Annotated in this window: 13 protein-coding genes; 7 read left to right on the forward strand and 6 right to left on the reverse strand. The window is 46.1% G+C overall.

The genetic code is table 11. From position 1 onward, the window contains the following. Positions 1–167: 167 nt before the first annotated feature. The 4 genes from recG to gmk all read right to left on the reverse strand — a co-directional run bounded on the left by recG (position 168) and on the right by gmk (position 5,613). A complete protein-coding gene (gene recG, locus AACQ75_RS07200; RefSeq protein WP_170889738.1) occupies positions 168–2,246 on the reverse strand; it encodes an ATP-dependent DNA helicase RecG in 2,079 nt (692 codons plus the stop codon). Positions 2,247–2,453: 207 nt separating this feature from the next. Then, positions 2,454–4,574 (reverse strand): bifunctional GTP diphosphokinase/guanosine-3',5'-bis pyrophosphate 3'-pyrophosphohydrolase, encoded by a 2,121-nt coding sequence (spoT, locus tag AACQ75_RS07205; protein WP_017045712.1) that lies wholly within the window; start codon positions 4,572–4,574, stop codon positions 2,454–2,456. Positions 4,575–4,613: 39 nt separating this feature from the next. After that, a complete protein-coding gene (gene rpoZ, locus AACQ75_RS07210; protein ID WP_013855406.1) occupies positions 4,614–4,886 on the reverse strand; it encodes a DNA-directed RNA polymerase subunit omega in 273 nt (90 codons plus the stop codon). A 103-nt stretch (positions 4,887–4,989) separates the two neighbouring features. Further along, positions 4,990–5,613 carry a guanylate kinase gene (gmk, locus tag AACQ75_RS07215; protein ID WP_017044367.1) on the reverse strand — a complete coding sequence of 208 codons (624 nt, stop codon included), beginning with the start codon at positions 5,611–5,613 and terminating at the stop codon, positions 4,990–4,992. A gap of 391 nt (positions 5,614–6,004) precedes the next feature. On the opposite strand from gmk, the gene AACQ75_RS07220 reads away from it, so the two are divergent. Beyond that, positions 6,005–6,679 (forward strand): 7-cyano-7-deazaguanine/7-aminomethyl-7-deazaguanine transporter, encoded by a 675-nt coding sequence (locus AACQ75_RS07220; RefSeq protein ID WP_170889740.1) that lies wholly within the window; start codon positions 6,005–6,007, stop codon positions 6,677–6,679. A 105-nt stretch (positions 6,680–6,784) separates the two neighbouring features. On the opposite strand, the gene gppA is transcribed toward AACQ75_RS07220, so the two are convergent. Both gppA and rhlB read right to left on the reverse strand, forming a co-directional pair. Further along, positions 6,785–8,278, reverse strand: coding sequence for a guanosine-5'-triphosphate,3'-diphosphate diphosphatase (gppA, locus tag AACQ75_RS07225; RefSeq protein ID WP_115339453.1), 1,494 nt, complete (start codon positions 8,276–8,278; stop codon positions 6,785–6,787). A gap of 7 nt (positions 8,279–8,285) precedes the next feature. Beyond that, a complete protein-coding gene (gene rhlB / locus AACQ75_RS07230) occupies positions 8,286–9,596 on the reverse strand; it encodes an ATP-dependent RNA helicase RhlB (protein ID WP_026027733.1) in 1,311 nt (436 codons plus the stop codon). Positions 9,597–9,707: 111 nt separating this feature from the next. Here rhlB and trxA point away from each other — a divergent pair, with 111 nt between their 5' ends. From trxA to fre, 6 genes are all read left to right on the forward strand, one after another. Next, a complete protein-coding gene (gene trxA, locus AACQ75_RS07235) occupies positions 9,708–10,034 on the forward strand; it encodes a thioredoxin TrxA (protein ID WP_010319293.1) in 327 nt (108 codons plus the stop codon). A 199-nt stretch (positions 10,035–10,233) separates the two neighbouring features. Next, complete coding sequence (gene rho, locus AACQ75_RS07240; protein ID WP_010319292.1) at positions 10,234–11,493, forward strand: transcription termination factor Rho; 1,260 nt, start codon at positions 10,234–10,236, stop codon at positions 11,491–11,493. Positions 11,494–11,601: 108 nt separating this feature from the next. After that, positions 11,602–12,597 carry a hypothetical protein gene (locus AACQ75_RS07245; protein WP_094133430.1) on the forward strand — a complete coding sequence of 332 codons (996 nt, stop codon included), beginning with the start codon at positions 11,602–11,604 and terminating at the stop codon, positions 12,595–12,597. Between the two features lie 77 nt (positions 12,598–12,674). Continuing rightward, on the forward strand, positions 12,675–14,531 hold the full coding sequence (gene ubiD / locus AACQ75_RS07250; RefSeq protein ID WP_088731503.1) for a 4-hydroxy-3-polyprenylbenzoate decarboxylase: 1,857 nt from the start codon (positions 12,675–12,677) through the stop codon (positions 14,529–14,531). Further along, positions 14,528–14,797: a 2Fe-2S iron-sulfur cluster-binding protein gene (locus AACQ75_RS07255; RefSeq protein ID WP_013855397.1), complete on the forward strand. Its 270-nt coding sequence runs from the start codon at positions 14,528–14,530 to the stop codon at positions 14,795–14,797. Before ubiD ends, AACQ75_RS07255 begins: the two co-directional genes overlap by 4 nt. 14 nt (positions 14,798–14,811) lie before the next feature. Then, the gene (gene fre / locus AACQ75_RS07260; protein WP_064624207.1) at positions 14,812–15,519 is read left to right on the forward strand and encodes an NAD(P)H-flavin reductase; all 708 of its coding nucleotides are present in this window, start codon (positions 14,812–14,814) and stop codon (positions 15,517–15,519) included. Positions 15,520–15,747: the final 228 nt, after the last annotated feature.

Here is a 15,747-nt window from a genome sequence, read left to right on the forward strand (position 1 = left end):
CTAAGTGGAGCAGACACGTCATCTGTGATTGCTGTTAATCAGAATCTGCTCGGACTGGATAAGTGAGTAGTTCACTAAAAAAATTGGCGAAATTATAGAGGGTTTACGCAAGAAAGCAAACGTTTGCTTTGCTGTGTAAGGGAGAGGGGAATACAGAACGAACAATCTTATGCTTTGGCGTAGATGTCCTTCTCTCCTAACCAGCGATCGATAATGGCGGTCGCGTGGCTTGGATAATGGTCGTGTAAGTAGCGAGCAATGCGCTGTACTTCAGGAATTAAACGTTGGTCACGGACTAAATCCGCAATTTTGAAATCCGCAAGGCCGGTCTGTTTGGTACCAAGCAGCTCACCCGGACCGCGAATTTCTAAGTCTCGCTGAGCAATTACGAAACCGTCATTGCTCTCACGTAGTACACCCAAACGTTTTTGTGCGGTTTTCGATAGTGGTGCATGGTAGAGCAATACGCAGTGGCTGGCGACAGATCCTCGACCTACGCGGCCGCGTAATTGGTGCAACTGCGCTAAGCCCAACCGTTCAGGGTTTTCGATGATCATCAAGCTCGCATTCGGCACGTCAACGCCAACCTCAATCACCGTTGTGGCAACCAGCAAGTGCAGTTCATTGTTTTTAAAGGCTTGCATCACCGCTTGTTTTTCGCTCGGCTTCATTCGGCCATGCACCAAACCGATTTTGACATCGGGCAGAGTGCGTTGTAGCTCTTGCGCTGTGTCGGCGGCGGCTTGCGCTTCTAGCACCTCAGACTCATCAATCAAAGTACAGACCCAATAAGCCTGTTTTCCTTCATTCAAACAGGCATGACGTACGCGCTCGACGATATCATCACGCTTTGTATCTGGGATAGCGACAGTTTGAATGGGCGTTCGTCCCGGTGGCAGTTCATCAATAACGGAGGTTTCTAAATCAGCGTAAGCGGTCATCGCTAAAGTTCGTGGGATCGGCGTTGCGGTCATGATCAACTGGTGCGGATATGCGCCTTGCTTCGCCCCTTTCTCACGCAGTTCTAAACGCTGGTGGACGCCAAAGCGGTGTTGTTCATCAATGATGACGAGCGCAAGGTGATGAAATTCAACTTGTTCTTGGAAAAGAGCGTGAGTACCCACTATCATTTTTGCCTCACCGCTGGCAATGCGAGCCAGTTCTGTTTCTTTCGCTTTGCCTTTTAATTTACCCGCCAGCCAGCCGACTTGGATGCCCATTGCTTCAAACCAGTTGGCAAAGTTAATTGCGTGCTGCTCGGCCAGCAATTCCGTCGGTGCCATTAATGCTACTTGATAGCCATGTTCGATAGCACGTGCGGCGGCTAATGCTGCGACCAAGGTTTTCCCTGAGCCCACATCACCTTGTACTAAACGCATCATGGGGTGAGCTTGTGCCAGATCGGCTTCGATCTCTGTTACAACACGTGTTTGTGCTTTAGTGGGAGAGAAAGGCAGTTGTGAAAGCAGTTGTTGTTTGAGTTTGCCAGACCCAGCCAGTGGCAATGCGATATCTTGCTGGCCTTGATGGCGTACAGCCAGCATGGAGAGGTTTTGCGCCAACAGCTCTTCCATAATTAAGCGAACCTGCGCCGGGTGTTTCCCCTCATCAAACAGTTGCAGGTTAATGCCCGGCGGCGGTCGGTGAATGATGTGCAGCGCTTCAGAGAGCGTAATTTGGTGATCATACAACCCAGCAGGTAGCAATTCTTGTACGGCGGCTTTGTCGAGTAAACTTAATGCTTGATCAGTGAGTGTGCGTAGCGTGAGTTGGCGCAGGCCATCAGTTGTTGGGTAAACGGGTGTTAAGTTAGCTTCGACATCTGGCTGTTGCTGAGGAGCATAAAATTTATAATCAGGATGAACAATTTCAAGGCCGAATCCACCACGCTTAATTTCACCGTAAGCGTGCACTAACTTACCTTCAGCAAAATTGTTTTTCATCCCAGCAGTAAAGTTAAAAAAACGCAGCGTAATGGTGCCGTTACCATCGCTTATTTTTACTGTGAGCATTTTGCGTTTGCCAAAAACCGTATCCACCGCCATGACTTTACCTTGCACGGCGGCCCAAAGCCCGGGATGCAATTTGGCGATAGGGTAGATCCGTGTGCGGTCCTCATAACGTAAAGGGAGATGGAACAGCAGATCTTGCACACTGATTAAGCCAACCTTTTCCAGTTTTTCAGCCACTTTAGCACCCACGCCAGAGAGTGAGGTGAGAGGAATCGCGGACAGTAGCTGTGACATAACAGGGCTCATTAACAGTATCGTTATCTATTATTCAACCATCGAACTGTTTTTTTGTACAGCATAAAATCATGTAATGGTCGATAAGCGGCAGGCCATCGGCTAATTTGAATAGTGACGCCTAAAATGCAAGATGGGGGTAGGGTGTCGGAAAATAAAAAACCCCATGAGTGGTTAGCCGCAAGGGGTTTTATTTATTTGGATAGTTTAATTTTTCCGGCGTCGCACTTTCAGTGCATGAGGCATCACACGAATTTTTTTCATGATGTTTGCTAAGTGAATGCGATCTTTGGTGGTCAGCAGCACAGTGACAGTATACAAACGTCCATCACGCTCCTCGGTGGAGAGGCCATGAATGTTGGAACCTGTTTTCGAGATTACATTCGTCAGTTCCGCTAACGCACCTTGGTGGTTTTGCATGTCCACTTTCAGTTCGGTGATGAACTCTTGGTCGTAATCTTTAGACCACTCAACCGCCATGTAACGATCCGGCTCTTTTTGGTAGCCACGAACATTAGGGCAGGTTTCACGATGCACCACTAAACCACGACCCGGAGAGACATGCGCAATGATGTGATCGTCTGGGATGGGGTGGCAGCAGTTAGCAAACGTGAGCAAAATACCTTCAGCGCCGCGGATCGGCAGTTTCTTTTTCGGTTTGCCATCATTGCTTTCCACTTCGGTCAGCTCATCAGCATCGCCAAGCAGACGACGCGCAATGACAATACTCATCAGTTCGCCTAAACCAATCGCGGCCAGCAGATCATCGACCGTGGCCATTTTAAGCTCACCAATCACATGCTTAATGTTCTCGTCACTGATGTCACTGAGTGAAAGATCACCCAGCGCGTGATTGAGCAAACGTCTACCAAGTGTGATCGATTCCTCACGGCGCATGGTTTTAAGCACTTGACGTATCTTAGTACGAGCGCGAGACGTGACCACATAGTTGAGCCAAGCGGCATTAGGGCGAGCCCCAGGTGCGCTGATGATTTCAATCGTTTGGCCGTTTTTCAGTGATTTACTTAACGGATAAGGGTTTCGATCAACACGAGCTCCAACACAGGTATTACCGACATCGGTGTGTACCGCGTAGGCAAAATCAACCGCAGTTGCCCCGACAGGCAGCTCAACGATGCGGCCTTTGGGGGTGAAGACGTAGATTTCATCAGGGAAAAGATCCGACTTAACGTTCTCAATAAACTCAAACGAGTTGCCAGCGCTTTGTTGTAGTTCAAGTAGGCTTTGCATCCAGCGCTGTGCTTTAATTTGCGCGGTGGTGCCAGTACGTTCGCCATTACCTTTGTAAGACCAATGAGCAGCAACACCTTTGTCGGCCATCTGTTCCATGTCTTCAGTGCGGATCTGCACTTCAACTGGGACGCCGTGTGGGCCGACCATCGAGGTATGCAAAGATTGGTAGCCGTTCGCTTTGGGCACGGCGATGTAATCTTTCATACGCCCCGGGCGAGGTTTGTACAAGCTATGAACTTGGCCTAATGCACGGTAACAGGTATCTGCAGTGTCGACCACGACTCGAAAAGCGTAGATGTCCATAATGGTATGAAAGCGCTGCTCTTTGGTTTTCATCTTGTTATAGATGGAGAACAGGTTCTTTTCACGGCCGACCACGCGTGCTTTCAAACCGAAATCTTGCAAGCGGCCTTCAATTTCACTGTGGATGCGTTGGATCATCTCTTTGCGGTTACCGCGAGCGGATCTTACCACTTCTTTCAATACGCGATAACGATTTGGGTACAATGCTTCAAAGCCAAGCTCTTCTAGCTCAGTCTTGATGTTATGAATCCCTAAGCGGTGAGCAAGAGGCGCGTAAATCTCTAACGTTTCACGGGCAATACGACGCTTTTTATCCGGGCGCAATGCGCCAAGGGTACGCATATTGTGTGTGCGGTCAGCAAGTTTGATGAGAATAACGCGAATATCTTGCACCATTGCCAGCACCATCTTACGAAAGTTCTCGGCTTGGGCTTCTTTACGATCACGAAATTTCAACTTGTCGAGTTTAGAAACCCCGTCTACCAACTCCGCCACGGCGTGACCAAATTGCGCTTCAAGATCGTCTTTAGTGACATCGCAATCTTCGATGACATCATGTAATAACGCTGCTTGTAGCGTTTCCAAATCAAGGCGCATATCAGCCAAAATTCGAGAAACCGCAACAGGGTGAATAATGTAAGGTTCGCCGCTAGAACGGGTTTGCCCTTCATGGGCTTCACGTGCGACCACATAAGATTGACGCAGAGCCTCAATTTGAGGCTCTGTTAGGTATTCTTGGACAACGTCTTTAAGGCTATCAAATAGATACAAATTATAGGCCCGGAAGGTTGTTGAATTTGAATGGCAGAATTAACGGTTGTGAGCGATGCTGCTTACGGCGGCCAATTCTGCGGCTTCTTGCTCTTTCTGCTCTTGGCGCTCACGAGCATCAAGCACATCTTTCGTGATAAGACCTTCTTCGATTTCGCGCAGAGCGATAACGGTTGGCTTATCGTTCTCTTCTGGCACCAATGAATCTTTACCGCCAGTTTGCATTTGACGAGCGCGGCGAGCCGCAATCAGAACTAGGTCGAAACGATTGCCCACTTTTTCAACAGCGTCTTGAACAGTTACGCGTGCCATGAGAACTCCAAATAGTTAACTAAAAATTTTTAAATGACGAGAAAGTATACAGTCTAATCTTTGTTTATACTAGCGATAGACTTTGCCTTGTTTGAGCGGGTGATTATTCCGCCAGTAGCGCGTTGAGCATGCTGTTATATTTAGCAGCTTGCTTGTCTTGCTTCAATCGTTCAGCACGTAAAATAGCTCTGAAATCCATTAATGCCACATCGAAATCATCATTTATGATGACATAGTCGTATTCGGTGTAATGCGAGATTTCAGCTTGAGCTTCATTCATACGTTTAGCAATGACGGCTTCGCTGTCTTGACCACGAGCATTCAAGCGGCGTTCCAATTCTTCTTTTGAAGGAGGAAGGATAAACACACTTTTTGCATCAGGCATTTTATCGCGTATTTGACGCGCGCCTTGCCAGTCAATATCAAGAAAAACGTCAATGCCTTTGTTGAGGTTATTTTCAATCCATACCTTAGAGGTGCCGTAGTAGTTGCCAAATACTTCAGCATGTTCGAGAAATTCACCTTTAGTAATCAACTCTTCAAACAGCTCTTTTTGTACAAAATGGTAATGAACACCATCTTGTTCGCCCGGGCGCATGCCGCGTGTGGTATGTGAAACAGAGACTTTCATCGCATAGGTTGGGTTGGTTTCCAACATCGCAGAGATCAAGCTTGATTTGCCTGCACCACTGGGTGCAGAGACGATATAAAGAGTACCTTTGCCCATCTGTTCTGTTCCACGTTAGGTTAGGATTGAATGCTGATATTTGCGTCTATCAGCATGTTAAAAGATAGCACTGACCCAGAGAGTTTCATCCTAGAAAATGAAAATAAGGCCAGAAAAAATGGAGGCGAAGAGTAGCACGTTCCCATGGATGTCTACAACAAAAAGGTCGGCCTTTAGCTGTGAAAGGGGAATTTTAAAACGGTGATATTTTCTTCAATGGGTAAACGTTTGCTCTTATTTCAAGGCTTGTCGAGGGGAGGGATTGCTGTATAATCGCCCGCCGCTGAGCTCGTGATTTGGATATGATCGCGTGGTAAGCCTATAAATTAATGCAAGACTAATTCTTCGATTTGGGTTCCCTCGCCCCCAAAACAAACTAAAAAGGTACACAATGAGTTACTTTACCCTTGCGCAGCAGCGCAAAGCTTTGGCACTTTTAGTGCTATTTCATTTGATCATTATTGCATCAAGCAATTATCTGGTTCAGTTGCCCTTTACTGTCTTCGGTTTACATACCACTTGGGGCGCATTTACTTTCCCATTCATTTTTCTGGCAACGGATCTCACTGTACGCATTTTTGGTGCAGCGTTGGCTCGTAAAATCATTTTCTTAGTGATGTTACCGGCTTTGATTGTTTCTTATGCACTCTCGGTGCTATTTTTTGAAGGTCAATTCCAAGGGCTTGCTCAGCTTCATGAGTTTAATCTGTTTGTTGCGCGTATTGCGATTGCCAGTTTTATGGCGTATTTGCTAGGGCAAATTATGGATGTGCATGTGTTTAATCGTCTGCGCCAGATGAAGCAGTGGTGGGTTGCGCCAACATGTTCTACGTTATTTGGTAATGCATTAGACACGGTCGCTTTTTTTGCGATTGCTTTCTATCAAAGCCCCTATCCGTTCATGGCTGAACATTGGACCGAAATTGCCTTGGTTGATTATGGTTTTAAACTGGTGATCAGTTTAGGCCTGTTTGTGCCGATGTACGGTGTGCTGCTCAATTACTTGATCCGGAAGCTGACAGCGGTCAACCCTGATTTTCGAACCGTTGGGATCAATGCTCAGTAGTTGAAATGTTCAGTAGTGGAGTAGCAAGCCATTATACTAGGAAGAGAGAAAATCAAAGCCCGAGCAAGTGCTGCTCGGGCTTTTTCATGTGTCTGCATCTTATAACTATGATGGGTCGATAATGAGTGGCCAACCAATGTCGCTTTGACGGTTTGCTTCAATATCCAGTTCGGCGGTGGTGAGAGGATTGGCCGCTAACCATTTGGCGGATAACCGAAGAGTCAGTTGGTCACCTTGAGCTTGCAGTGTAAATTTAGGCTGTAGAGCCTCGTTACGACGATGGCTGAGCAATACGGCAAGGCGCAGTAAACGTAACACCCGCTTGGCGCTGTTACCCGACAGAGCGTACTGCTCTGGCAATGAAGAGAGCTGCTCGCGATAACGACGAGCAATTTCGCCTAGAAAGTGTTTCTGTGCACGGGTATAGCCGGGTAAGTCGAGGTTTTGTAACAGGTAGGCGCTGTGTTCACCGCCTTTTTTTAAATCAATCGCTAACCCTATTTCATGCAATTGTGCAGCGGTAGTGAGCAGCATTTCAGCTTGCGGTTCCGCAATCCAATCTTCCCCCCCACACTGTTTGAGCAGCGATTGGGCAAGTTGAGCCACTTGCTTGGCGTAGTCAACATCAATTTGATATCGCACCTGAACGCTATTGATGGTACGCGTTCGAATGTCATCTTGGCGCAGCTCTTCGACCATTTCATACACTAAGCCTTCACGCAATGCGCCGCCAGCTAAAGTCATCGATTCAATCTCGAGCAGTTCAAAGATGGCAATTAAAATCGAGAGGCCACTTGGGAAAACTAACGCTCGCTCTAAAGTTAAGCCTTCAATATCAAGCTCTTCCAAGTGATCGGCGAGCATCGCTTGTTTTTGCAAGCGTTTTAGTTTGGTATGAGTGATCACCTCATCCATCCCTTGCGCTAACATAATTTCTTGCAACGCTTGTACTGTGCCACTGGCACCCACGCACACATCCCAACCTAACTGTGTGTACTGCTCAAGGATAGGCGCTAACGTCTGTTTTGCCGCATCGATCGCTCGATTAAAGTTAGCCGCGTTAAGCTGTCTGTCTTTAAAATGGCGCTCAAGCCAAGTGACGCAGCCCATTTTTAAACTGGTTAACGCTTTGGCATCGAACCCTTCACCAATGATGAGTTCAGTACTGGCCCCACCAATATCGACAACCAAGCGTCGTCCTAAGCCACCTGAAGTGTGCGCCACTCCTTTATAGATAGTGGCCGCCTCTTCTTCACCGGAAATAACCTGAATGGGGTGGCGGAGTATTTGGTTGGCTTGAGTTAAAAACAGCTCAACGTTGGTGGCTGTACGCAGTGTGGCAGTGCCAACAATACGGATATTGCTGGCGGGTATATCTTGTAGTCGTTCCGCAAATAAACTGAGGCAGTCCCATCCTCGCTGCATCGCTTCTTGGCTAAGAGCGTTGTTATCATCTAACCCGGCGGCCAAGCGTACTTTGCGCTTTATTTTGGCCATCGTTTGTACACTGCCATCAATATGACGCACGATGAGCATATGAAAACTGTTCGACCCAAGGTCGATGGCAGCGTAGAGCGGCGAGGAGACGGCTTTACTCATAAATGGATTACGAACCCTTATTACTTTGATGCGGTTGACGTGGGCGACGACTTTGTGGCTTACGGTTGCCAGTACGAGGGCCATTGTTATTAGTACGGCGCTGCTGAGGATTACGAGAACGCAGACGAATTGGCGGCGGTAAGTCTTCAATCAACGCCGATGCATCGTAATCAGAAACAGGAACTGCGTGCCCGGTGTACTCTTCAATCGCGGTTAGGTTAATGGCGTACTCTTCACAGGCAAAACTAATCGAGTGACCACTCTCTCCTGCGCGACCTGTACGACCAATACGGTGCACGTAGTCTTCACAGTCATCAGGTAAGTCGTAGTTGAATACGTGTGTGACTTGAGGAATGTGTAAGCCTCGCGCTGCCACGTCGGTTGCAACAAGAATGTCGACATCACCGGTAGTAAATTGCTCAAGGATCTTTTCACGTTTCTTCTGCGGTACATCACCCGTTAGCAGGCCGACACGGTGCCCATCTGCAGCTAAATGACCCCAAATAGAGTCGCAGCGGTGTTTTGTGTTGGCAAAAATGATGGCGCGATCTGGCCAGTCTTGTTCTATCAGTGTCTGTAATAGCGCCATCTTATGTTCGTTAGACGGGTAGAACAGCTCTTCTTGGATGCGATGGCCAGTTTTTTGTTCTGGTTCAACAACCACGTGCTCAGGGTTATGCATGTGCTCGAACGCCAACTCTTGAACGCGATAAGAAAGCGTGGCTGAAAACAGCATGTTCAGGCGCTCTTTAGGTTCTGGCATACGGCGAAACAGAAAACGAATGTCCTTGATAAAACCAAGGTCAAACATGCGATCAGCTTCATCTAGCACAACTGCTTGAATATTATTCAAGTTAAACACGTGTTGTTTGTAGAAATCGATGATACGTCCTGTTGTACCGATCAATATGTCGACACCATCTTGCAGCTTAGACAACTGCTTATCGTAGCTTTCACCACCGTAAGCCAGCGCGGCTTTGATGCCAGTGCTGGCAATCAGAGGTTCGGCGTCGTTATAAATTTGAATCGCTAACTCACGAGTCGGGGCCATAATAATGGCACGCGGCTGCGTCGGTTTTCGCCCTTCATGTTCAGGGGTTGTTAGTAAGTGGTTAAAAGTAGCAGCGAGAAACGCAAGCGTTTTACCAGTCCCTGTTTGGGCCTGGCCTGCAATGTCTTGGCCGGTGAGCAGTACCGGCAACGCCAAGGCTTGGATCGGGGTACAGTAATCGAACCCTTTTTTTTCCAATCCTTCAACAACTTGAGGATGTAATCCCAAATCGGCGAACTTTTGCTCTGTGATATGTGTCTTTTTCATCGCCATAGAATATCAGCTTAAGCTTGCAATACGAAAGTAAATACATTCCAATAGAGCATCTATTTACTGGTTAGCTTATAATCAGTGCAGAAAAACATATTGGAGTGGAAGATGAGCGATAAGATTTTGCAGCTTACAGATGATGGTTTTGAGAACGATGTAATCAAAGCTGCAGGCCCTGTTCTTGTTGATTTTTGGGCAGAATGGTGTGGTCCTTGTAAGATGATTGCACCAATTTTGGATGAAATCGCTAGCGAGTACGAAGGCAAACTGACTATCGGTAAATTAAATATCGACCACAACGCAGGTACTCCACCTAAGTTTGGTATTCGTGGCATCCCAACCTTGCTGCTGTTCAAAAATGGCAACGTCGCTGCAACGAAAGTTGGTGCGTTATCAAAAACTCAATTGAAAGAGTTTTTGGACGCAAACCTATAACAGGTATCGCAAAGCCGTACATTTTCTGATGCACGGCTTTGTTTTTTTGAAAAGAAACAAACTCTAGACTAGGCTATTATTTAGTGCTAGTTTATCGCACGTTAATTAGACAAGTGTTCACTTCTTGGTCGATCCTGAGACCAAAATCCATCTTAACTAGAAAATAGATCCTATTTTGACTAAACAAGTATCCACCACAATGAATCTAACAGAATTGAAGAACAGACCTGTGTCTGATCTTGTGAAACTTGGTGAGAGCCTAGGCCTCGAAAACCTAGCGCGTCTAAGAAAACAAGACATCATCTTCTCCATCCTAAAAGCGCACGCAAAAAGTGGTGAAGATATATTTGGTGATGGGGTCTTGGAAATTCTTCAAGACGGTTTTGGTTTCTTACGTAGCGCCGACTGTTCATATTTAGCTGGCCCTGATGATATCTACGTATCACCAAGCCAAATTCGCCGTTTCAACTTACGCACCGGTGACTCAGTATCCGGCAAAATTCGCCCACCAAAAGAAGGCGAACGTTATTTCGCATTGTTAAAAGTTAACACCGTTAACCACGACAAACCGGATAATGCACGTAACAAGATTTTATTTGAGAACTTAACTCCACTGCATGCCAATGAACGTATGATCATGGAGCGTGGTAATGGCTCGACAGAAGACATTACGGCACGAGTTCTAGACCTTGCCTCTCCGATTGGTAAAGGCCAGCGTGGTTTGATTGTTGCTCCGCCAAAAGCGGGCAAAACCATGTTGCTACAAAATATCGCGCAAAGTATTGCTAACAACCATCCTGATTGCGTGTTGATGGTGCTACTGATTGACGAACGTCCTGAAGAAGTAACGGAAATGCAACGCCTTGTGAAAGGCGAAGTGGTTGCTTCTACGTTCGATGAGCCAGCTTCTCGTCACGTACAAGTGGCAGAAATGGTGATCGAAAAAGCAAAACGTTTGGTTGAGCATAAGAAAGATGTCGTTATCCTGCTTGATTCCATCACACGTTTAGCTCGCGCCTACAACACAGTGATCCCGTCATCTGGCAAAGTATTGACTGGTGGTGTGGATGCCAACGCATTGCAACGTCCTAAGCGCTTTTTCGGTGCGGCTCGTAATGTAGAAGAAGGCGGTAGTTTAACGATTATTGCGACGGCACTGGTTGATACTGGCTCTAAAATGGATGAAGTTATCTACGAAGAGTTTAAAGGTACAGGTAACATGGAATTGCACCTTAACCGTAAAATTGCGGAAAAACGTGTCTTCCCTGCTATCGATTTCAACCGCAGCGGTACTCGTCGTGAAGAGTTGCTTACTAAACCTGATGAGTTACAAAAAATGTGGATTCTGCGTAAGATCGTTCACCCAATGAGTGAAAGTGACGCAATGGAATTCTTAATTGATAAGCTCGCGATGACGAAAACCAATGATGAGTTTTTTGATGCGATGCGCCGTCAATAATAGACGCTAAGTTTAGTATGACCAACGCCACCGTTTATCGGTGGCGTTTTTGTTTGCATTTGACCCATTAACCTTCCACAATAGGCCAAATGTTACAAGGAGGTTAAAATGCAACAAGGAATGTTGTCGTCGCTTCTCCTCTCGCTATTTTTATTTTGTGCGTGGCCAAGTGCTGCCTCTATAGAAATAACGTCTGATACAGCTCAAAAATGGCTTCAGGAAGAACAAATGCGCCATAAAAGTGCAGAGCTATTGCAGTACGCTGTACATGATGAATTTGATTCTTTGCGTTTTTCATTACAACGTTTAGCGCTATTACCGCAAGAAGCCGCACGTTTTCTGTTGCTGCAAAAAATCGAGCAGTTGGATCTCGCGCTAACGCCGAATATGGTGATCTTCATTGAAGAGCAGCAAGCGCTTGCACCCACTTACCAAGTTGTTGAAAAAGAACAAGGCTATGAATTCTCAACTCCAGCTTTTGACTCTTCTGCGATAGCCAGCCGTTTATTAAAGCGTTGGCGGCAAGAACAAACCATTCTCGATTTCTTGGTGAAGGCGGAGCGCCAAGAACTAGTACTGAAAACATGGTTGTCAGGGACTCAATATCAAGTAAAAATTCGCGAAACGTTACTGATCCGCGAGTTAGATACACTATCCCCAAGTGCTTTAGCTGCGCTCACTGAGCAACTGACATCAGAGCCAGTGACCGGATGGTTGCCTTCCACACAAGTGATGGTTCGATTAGCTCAAGTTAGTGAAGATCCTAAAATCTATAAACTCCTGTGGCTGATGCGGGTCGATTTCTCCATTCAGCAGGAACTCACACGATTAGCCAGCGTAAGCGATGAATTTGCGATAAAACAGATCATGGCCGCCAGTGAAAATCCAAGTTTAAAAGTACAAGCGATTAAGGCATTAGTTCGCATCAGCCCCATGCGTCCTGATATCCGCGACTTTCTGATAGCCAAAATGTCAATCAATGAAGAGGTCAATTTAGTGGCCACTGCTTTGGTCGAGCAAGGACACAGCCGCTGGCTAAAGGATTTACTGGTGAGTAATTCTCAGGTGAAAAGTCGTGGTATTTTGCAAGCCCTCTCTCAATAACCCTATGAAATTTGGGGATCGTTAATGGGTTGTTTTTGTTATACTGCCTGCAGTTTAATCAGCGATGTAGTAGGCCTATGAGCTTTAAGGATTTACGTGAATTTGTTGACCATCTGGAAAAAACAGGCCAACTAAAACGCATTACTTGCCCGATTGATCCTCATTATGAAATGACGGAAATTAGCGACCGCACTTTGCGTGCCGCAGGTCCTGCTTTGCTATTTGAAAACCCGATCGGTTATACGGTTCCCGTGCTCACTAACTTGTTTGGCACCGCAAAACGCGTCGCGATCGGCATGGGGCGTAAAGAGGTCCAAGAGTTAAGGGAAGTCGGCAAATTACTAGCTTATCTCAAAGAGCCCGAGCCACCACAGGGCTTCAAAGATGCTATCGATAAATTGCCTTTATTTAAGCAAGTGCTCAACATGCCAACCAAACGACTACGCAAGGCTCCTTGCCAGGAGATTGTTTGGCAAGGCAACGATGTTGACTTAGACAAAATCCCAGTGATGAGTTGTTGGGCCGATGATGTTGCTCCTCTTCTGACTTGGGGGCTGACGATCACTAAAGGGCCAAACAAGAAGCGACAAAATCTCGGGATTTATCGCCAACAGAAACTCAGTAAAAACAAAGTCATCATGCGTTGGCTGGCGCATCGTGGTGGTGCTCTAGATTTAAGAGATTGGATGGACACTCACCCCGGAGAGAATTTCCCAGTTTCAGTGGCTTTTGGTGCTGATCCTGCAACCATTCTAGGCGCGGTGACACCAGTGCCAGATACGCTTTCTGAATATGCTTTTGCGGGATTGCTACGAGGCAGTAAAACAGAAGTGGTTAAATCGCTCAGTAATGATCTAGATGTGCCTGCTAGTGCGGAAATTGTGCTGGAAGGCTACATAGATCCAAACGAATATGCTGACGAAGGGCCTTATGGTGATCACACGGGTTACTATAATGAAGTTGAAAAGCATCGTGTCTTTACGGTTACGCATATCACAATGCGCAGCAATCCTATCTACCATAGCACTTATACCGGACGCCCACCTGATGAACCAGCTGTGCTTGGTGTTGCGTTAAATGAAGTGTTTGTACCTATACTCCAAAAACAGTTCCCTGAAATCGTCGATTTCTATTTACCGCCGGAAGGTTGTTCTTATCGAATGGCGGTGGTGACGATGAAAAAGCAATACCCTGGTCATGCAAAGCGAGTCATGATGGGAGTTTGGTCGTTCCTTCGCCAGTTTATGTACACTAAATATGTGGTGGTGTGCGATGAATCAGTCGATGCTCGTGATTGGAATTCAGTTATCAATGCAATGACAACACATATGGACCCAGTCCGAGACACTTTATTCATCGAACATACACCGATTGATTCACTTGATTTTGCCTCTCCAGTGGTGGGGCTAGGCTCCAAAATGGGCTTAGATGCTACCATTAAATGGGATGTTGAGAGTGACGGTACAAGACAACAGTCATCACCATCAACGGCTCCTCAGATCAAAGCTGAGCATTTGGATCAGCTTAGAGCTCAGCATTCTGAGATTGTTGATATCTATTTAGTGCCATTTTCTAATGATGGTTTCTTGATGGTATCCATGAACAAAGCGTTCGCTGGTCAATCTCAAGAGCTGTTAAAAAAGATATGGGCATTTTTAGAGACATTTTCAAACCTGAAGTTTGTTGTGCTCTGTGATGATGATGTGAATATCCGAGATTGGAATGATGTGATTTGGGCGATAACCACGCGCATGGATCCGTCTCGGGATACTGATCGTATAGAAGCTAATGAAGGGCAATGTTCCAAGCTCCTGCTGGATGCAACCAACAAACTCTCTGGTGAAGTTCAGCGAGAGTGGGGGACGCCAATCCAAAAAGATCACGAGGTCGTCACCAAAATAGACTCGCTCTGGGATGAGCTAGGTATTTTATGACTTATACGGTGATCTTGCTGCCGAAAGGCGATACTTTTGAAGTGCAAGACGGTACAACGGTGTTGGAAGCTGCGCTCAACAAGAACATCTCTTTTCCACACCGTTGTCAAATAGGTGCATGCGCTATGTGTATGTGCAGAAAATTAGAAGGTGTAGTGGAATATAACTTAGAACCGATGTTGACTGACGAAGAGCAGCGACAAGGTTGGATATTCCCTTGCCAAGCCTTTGCAACAAGTAACTTAGTACTTACTTTTGCAGAGTAAGTCAGAGGAAAAACATGACCACCCAATGTAAAGTAAAGTCAATTGAGCCATTAGCCTCTAATACTTATAAAATCATCCTCCAACCTGAAAGCGTTCTTGCATTTAAAGCTGGGCAATATCTCATGGTAGAAATGGGTGAGAAAGATAAACGTCCATTTTCTATCGCAAGCAGCCCTTGCCGTTCTGGTGAACTAGAGTTGCACATTGGTGCCGCCGAGCACAATGCTTATGCACAGGAAGTGGTTGAGAAAATGAGAACGGCATTAAGCAACAATGGTTTAGTCAATATAGATGCGCCTCACGGTGATGCGTGGGTAAAAGAAAATGAGCGCCCTCTACTACTCATTGCTGGAGGAACAGGTTTTAGCTATGTACGCTCGATTTTAGATCACTGTATTAGCCAAAAGAAAAGTAACGCTATCTATTTGTACTGGGGAGCAAAAGACGTTTACCAACTCTATGCAAAAACAGAACTGAGTGAGATTGCTCAGCAATTTGAGAACATCCACTTTGTACCTGTTGTTGAAACGGCTGATGAAGGTTGGAATGGCAAGGTTGGCAATGTACTCCAAGCGATCAATGATGATTTCGAGTCGTTAGAAGCGTACGACATTTATATTGCAGGTCGTTTTGATATGGCTGGAGCAGCAAGAGAACAGTTTACCCAATACAAAAATGCAAAAAGCGATCACATGTTTGCTGATGCCTACGCTTTTATTTAAGATCGAGAGAGATTAAAGCCTATCAAAAGAGAGCGAAATGCTCTCTTTTGACGCTTTGTGGCTGCTATTTAAACAAAATAGATGTTTTTCTTATTTTTTATTAAAAACCGCTTGCACTCATCTTCGTTCTCCCTATAATGCCGCCTCACTGACACGGCACAGCCAGTAAGGGTTCAAGCCCAATTAGCCAGCCAATCAGTAGGTCAAATCGGTAAGACGAAATAATTT

Source organism: Vibrio sp. B1-2 (genome assembly GCF_963888445.1).
Classification (GTDB): Bacteria; Pseudomonadota; Gammaproteobacteria; order Enterobacterales; family Vibrionaceae; genus Vibrio; species Vibrio anguillarum.

Bases quoted from the DNA above. Each gene is read 5' to 3' on its own strand.
- recG (WP_170889738.1), bottom strand. From the start codon at position 2,246: ATGTCACAGCTACTGTCCGCGATTCCTCTCACCTCACTCTCTGGCGTG.
- rpoZ (WP_013855406.1), bottom strand. From the start codon at position 4,886: ATGGCACGCGTAACTGTTCAAGACGCTGTTGAAAAAGTGGGCAATCGT.
- gmk (WP_017044367.1), bottom strand. From the start codon at position 5,613: ATGGGCAAAGGTACTCTTTATATCGTCTCTGCACCCAGTGGTGCAGGC.
- AACQ75_RS07220 (WP_170889740.1), top strand. From the start codon at position 6,005: ATGAGTTACTTTACCCTTGCGCAGCAGCGCAAAGCTTTGGCACTTTTA.
- gppA (WP_115339453.1), bottom strand. From the start codon at position 8,278: ATGAGTAAAGCCGTCTCCTCGCCGCTCTACGCTGCCATCGACCTTGGG.
- rhlB (WP_026027733.1), bottom strand. From the start codon at position 9,596: ATGAAAAAGACACATATCACAGAGCAAAAGTTCGCCGATTTGGGATTA.
- trxA (WP_010319293.1), top strand. From the start codon at position 9,708: ATGAGCGATAAGATTTTGCAGCTTACAGATGATGGTTTTGAGAACGAT.
- rho (WP_010319292.1), top strand. From the start codon at position 10,234: ATGAATCTAACAGAATTGAAGAACAGACCTGTGTCTGATCTTGTGAAA.
- AACQ75_RS07245 (WP_094133430.1), top strand. From the start codon at position 11,602: ATGCAACAAGGAATGTTGTCGTCGCTTCTCCTCTCGCTATTTTTATTT.
- ubiD (WP_088731503.1), top strand. From the start codon at position 12,675: ATGAGCTTTAAGGATTTACGTGAATTTGTTGACCATCTGGAAAAAACA.
- AACQ75_RS07255 (WP_013855397.1), top strand. From the start codon at position 14,528: ATGACTTATACGGTGATCTTGCTGCCGAAAGGCGATACTTTTGAAGTG.
- fre (WP_064624207.1), top strand. From the start codon at position 14,812: ATGACCACCCAATGTAAAGTAAAGTCAATTGAGCCATTAGCCTCTAAT.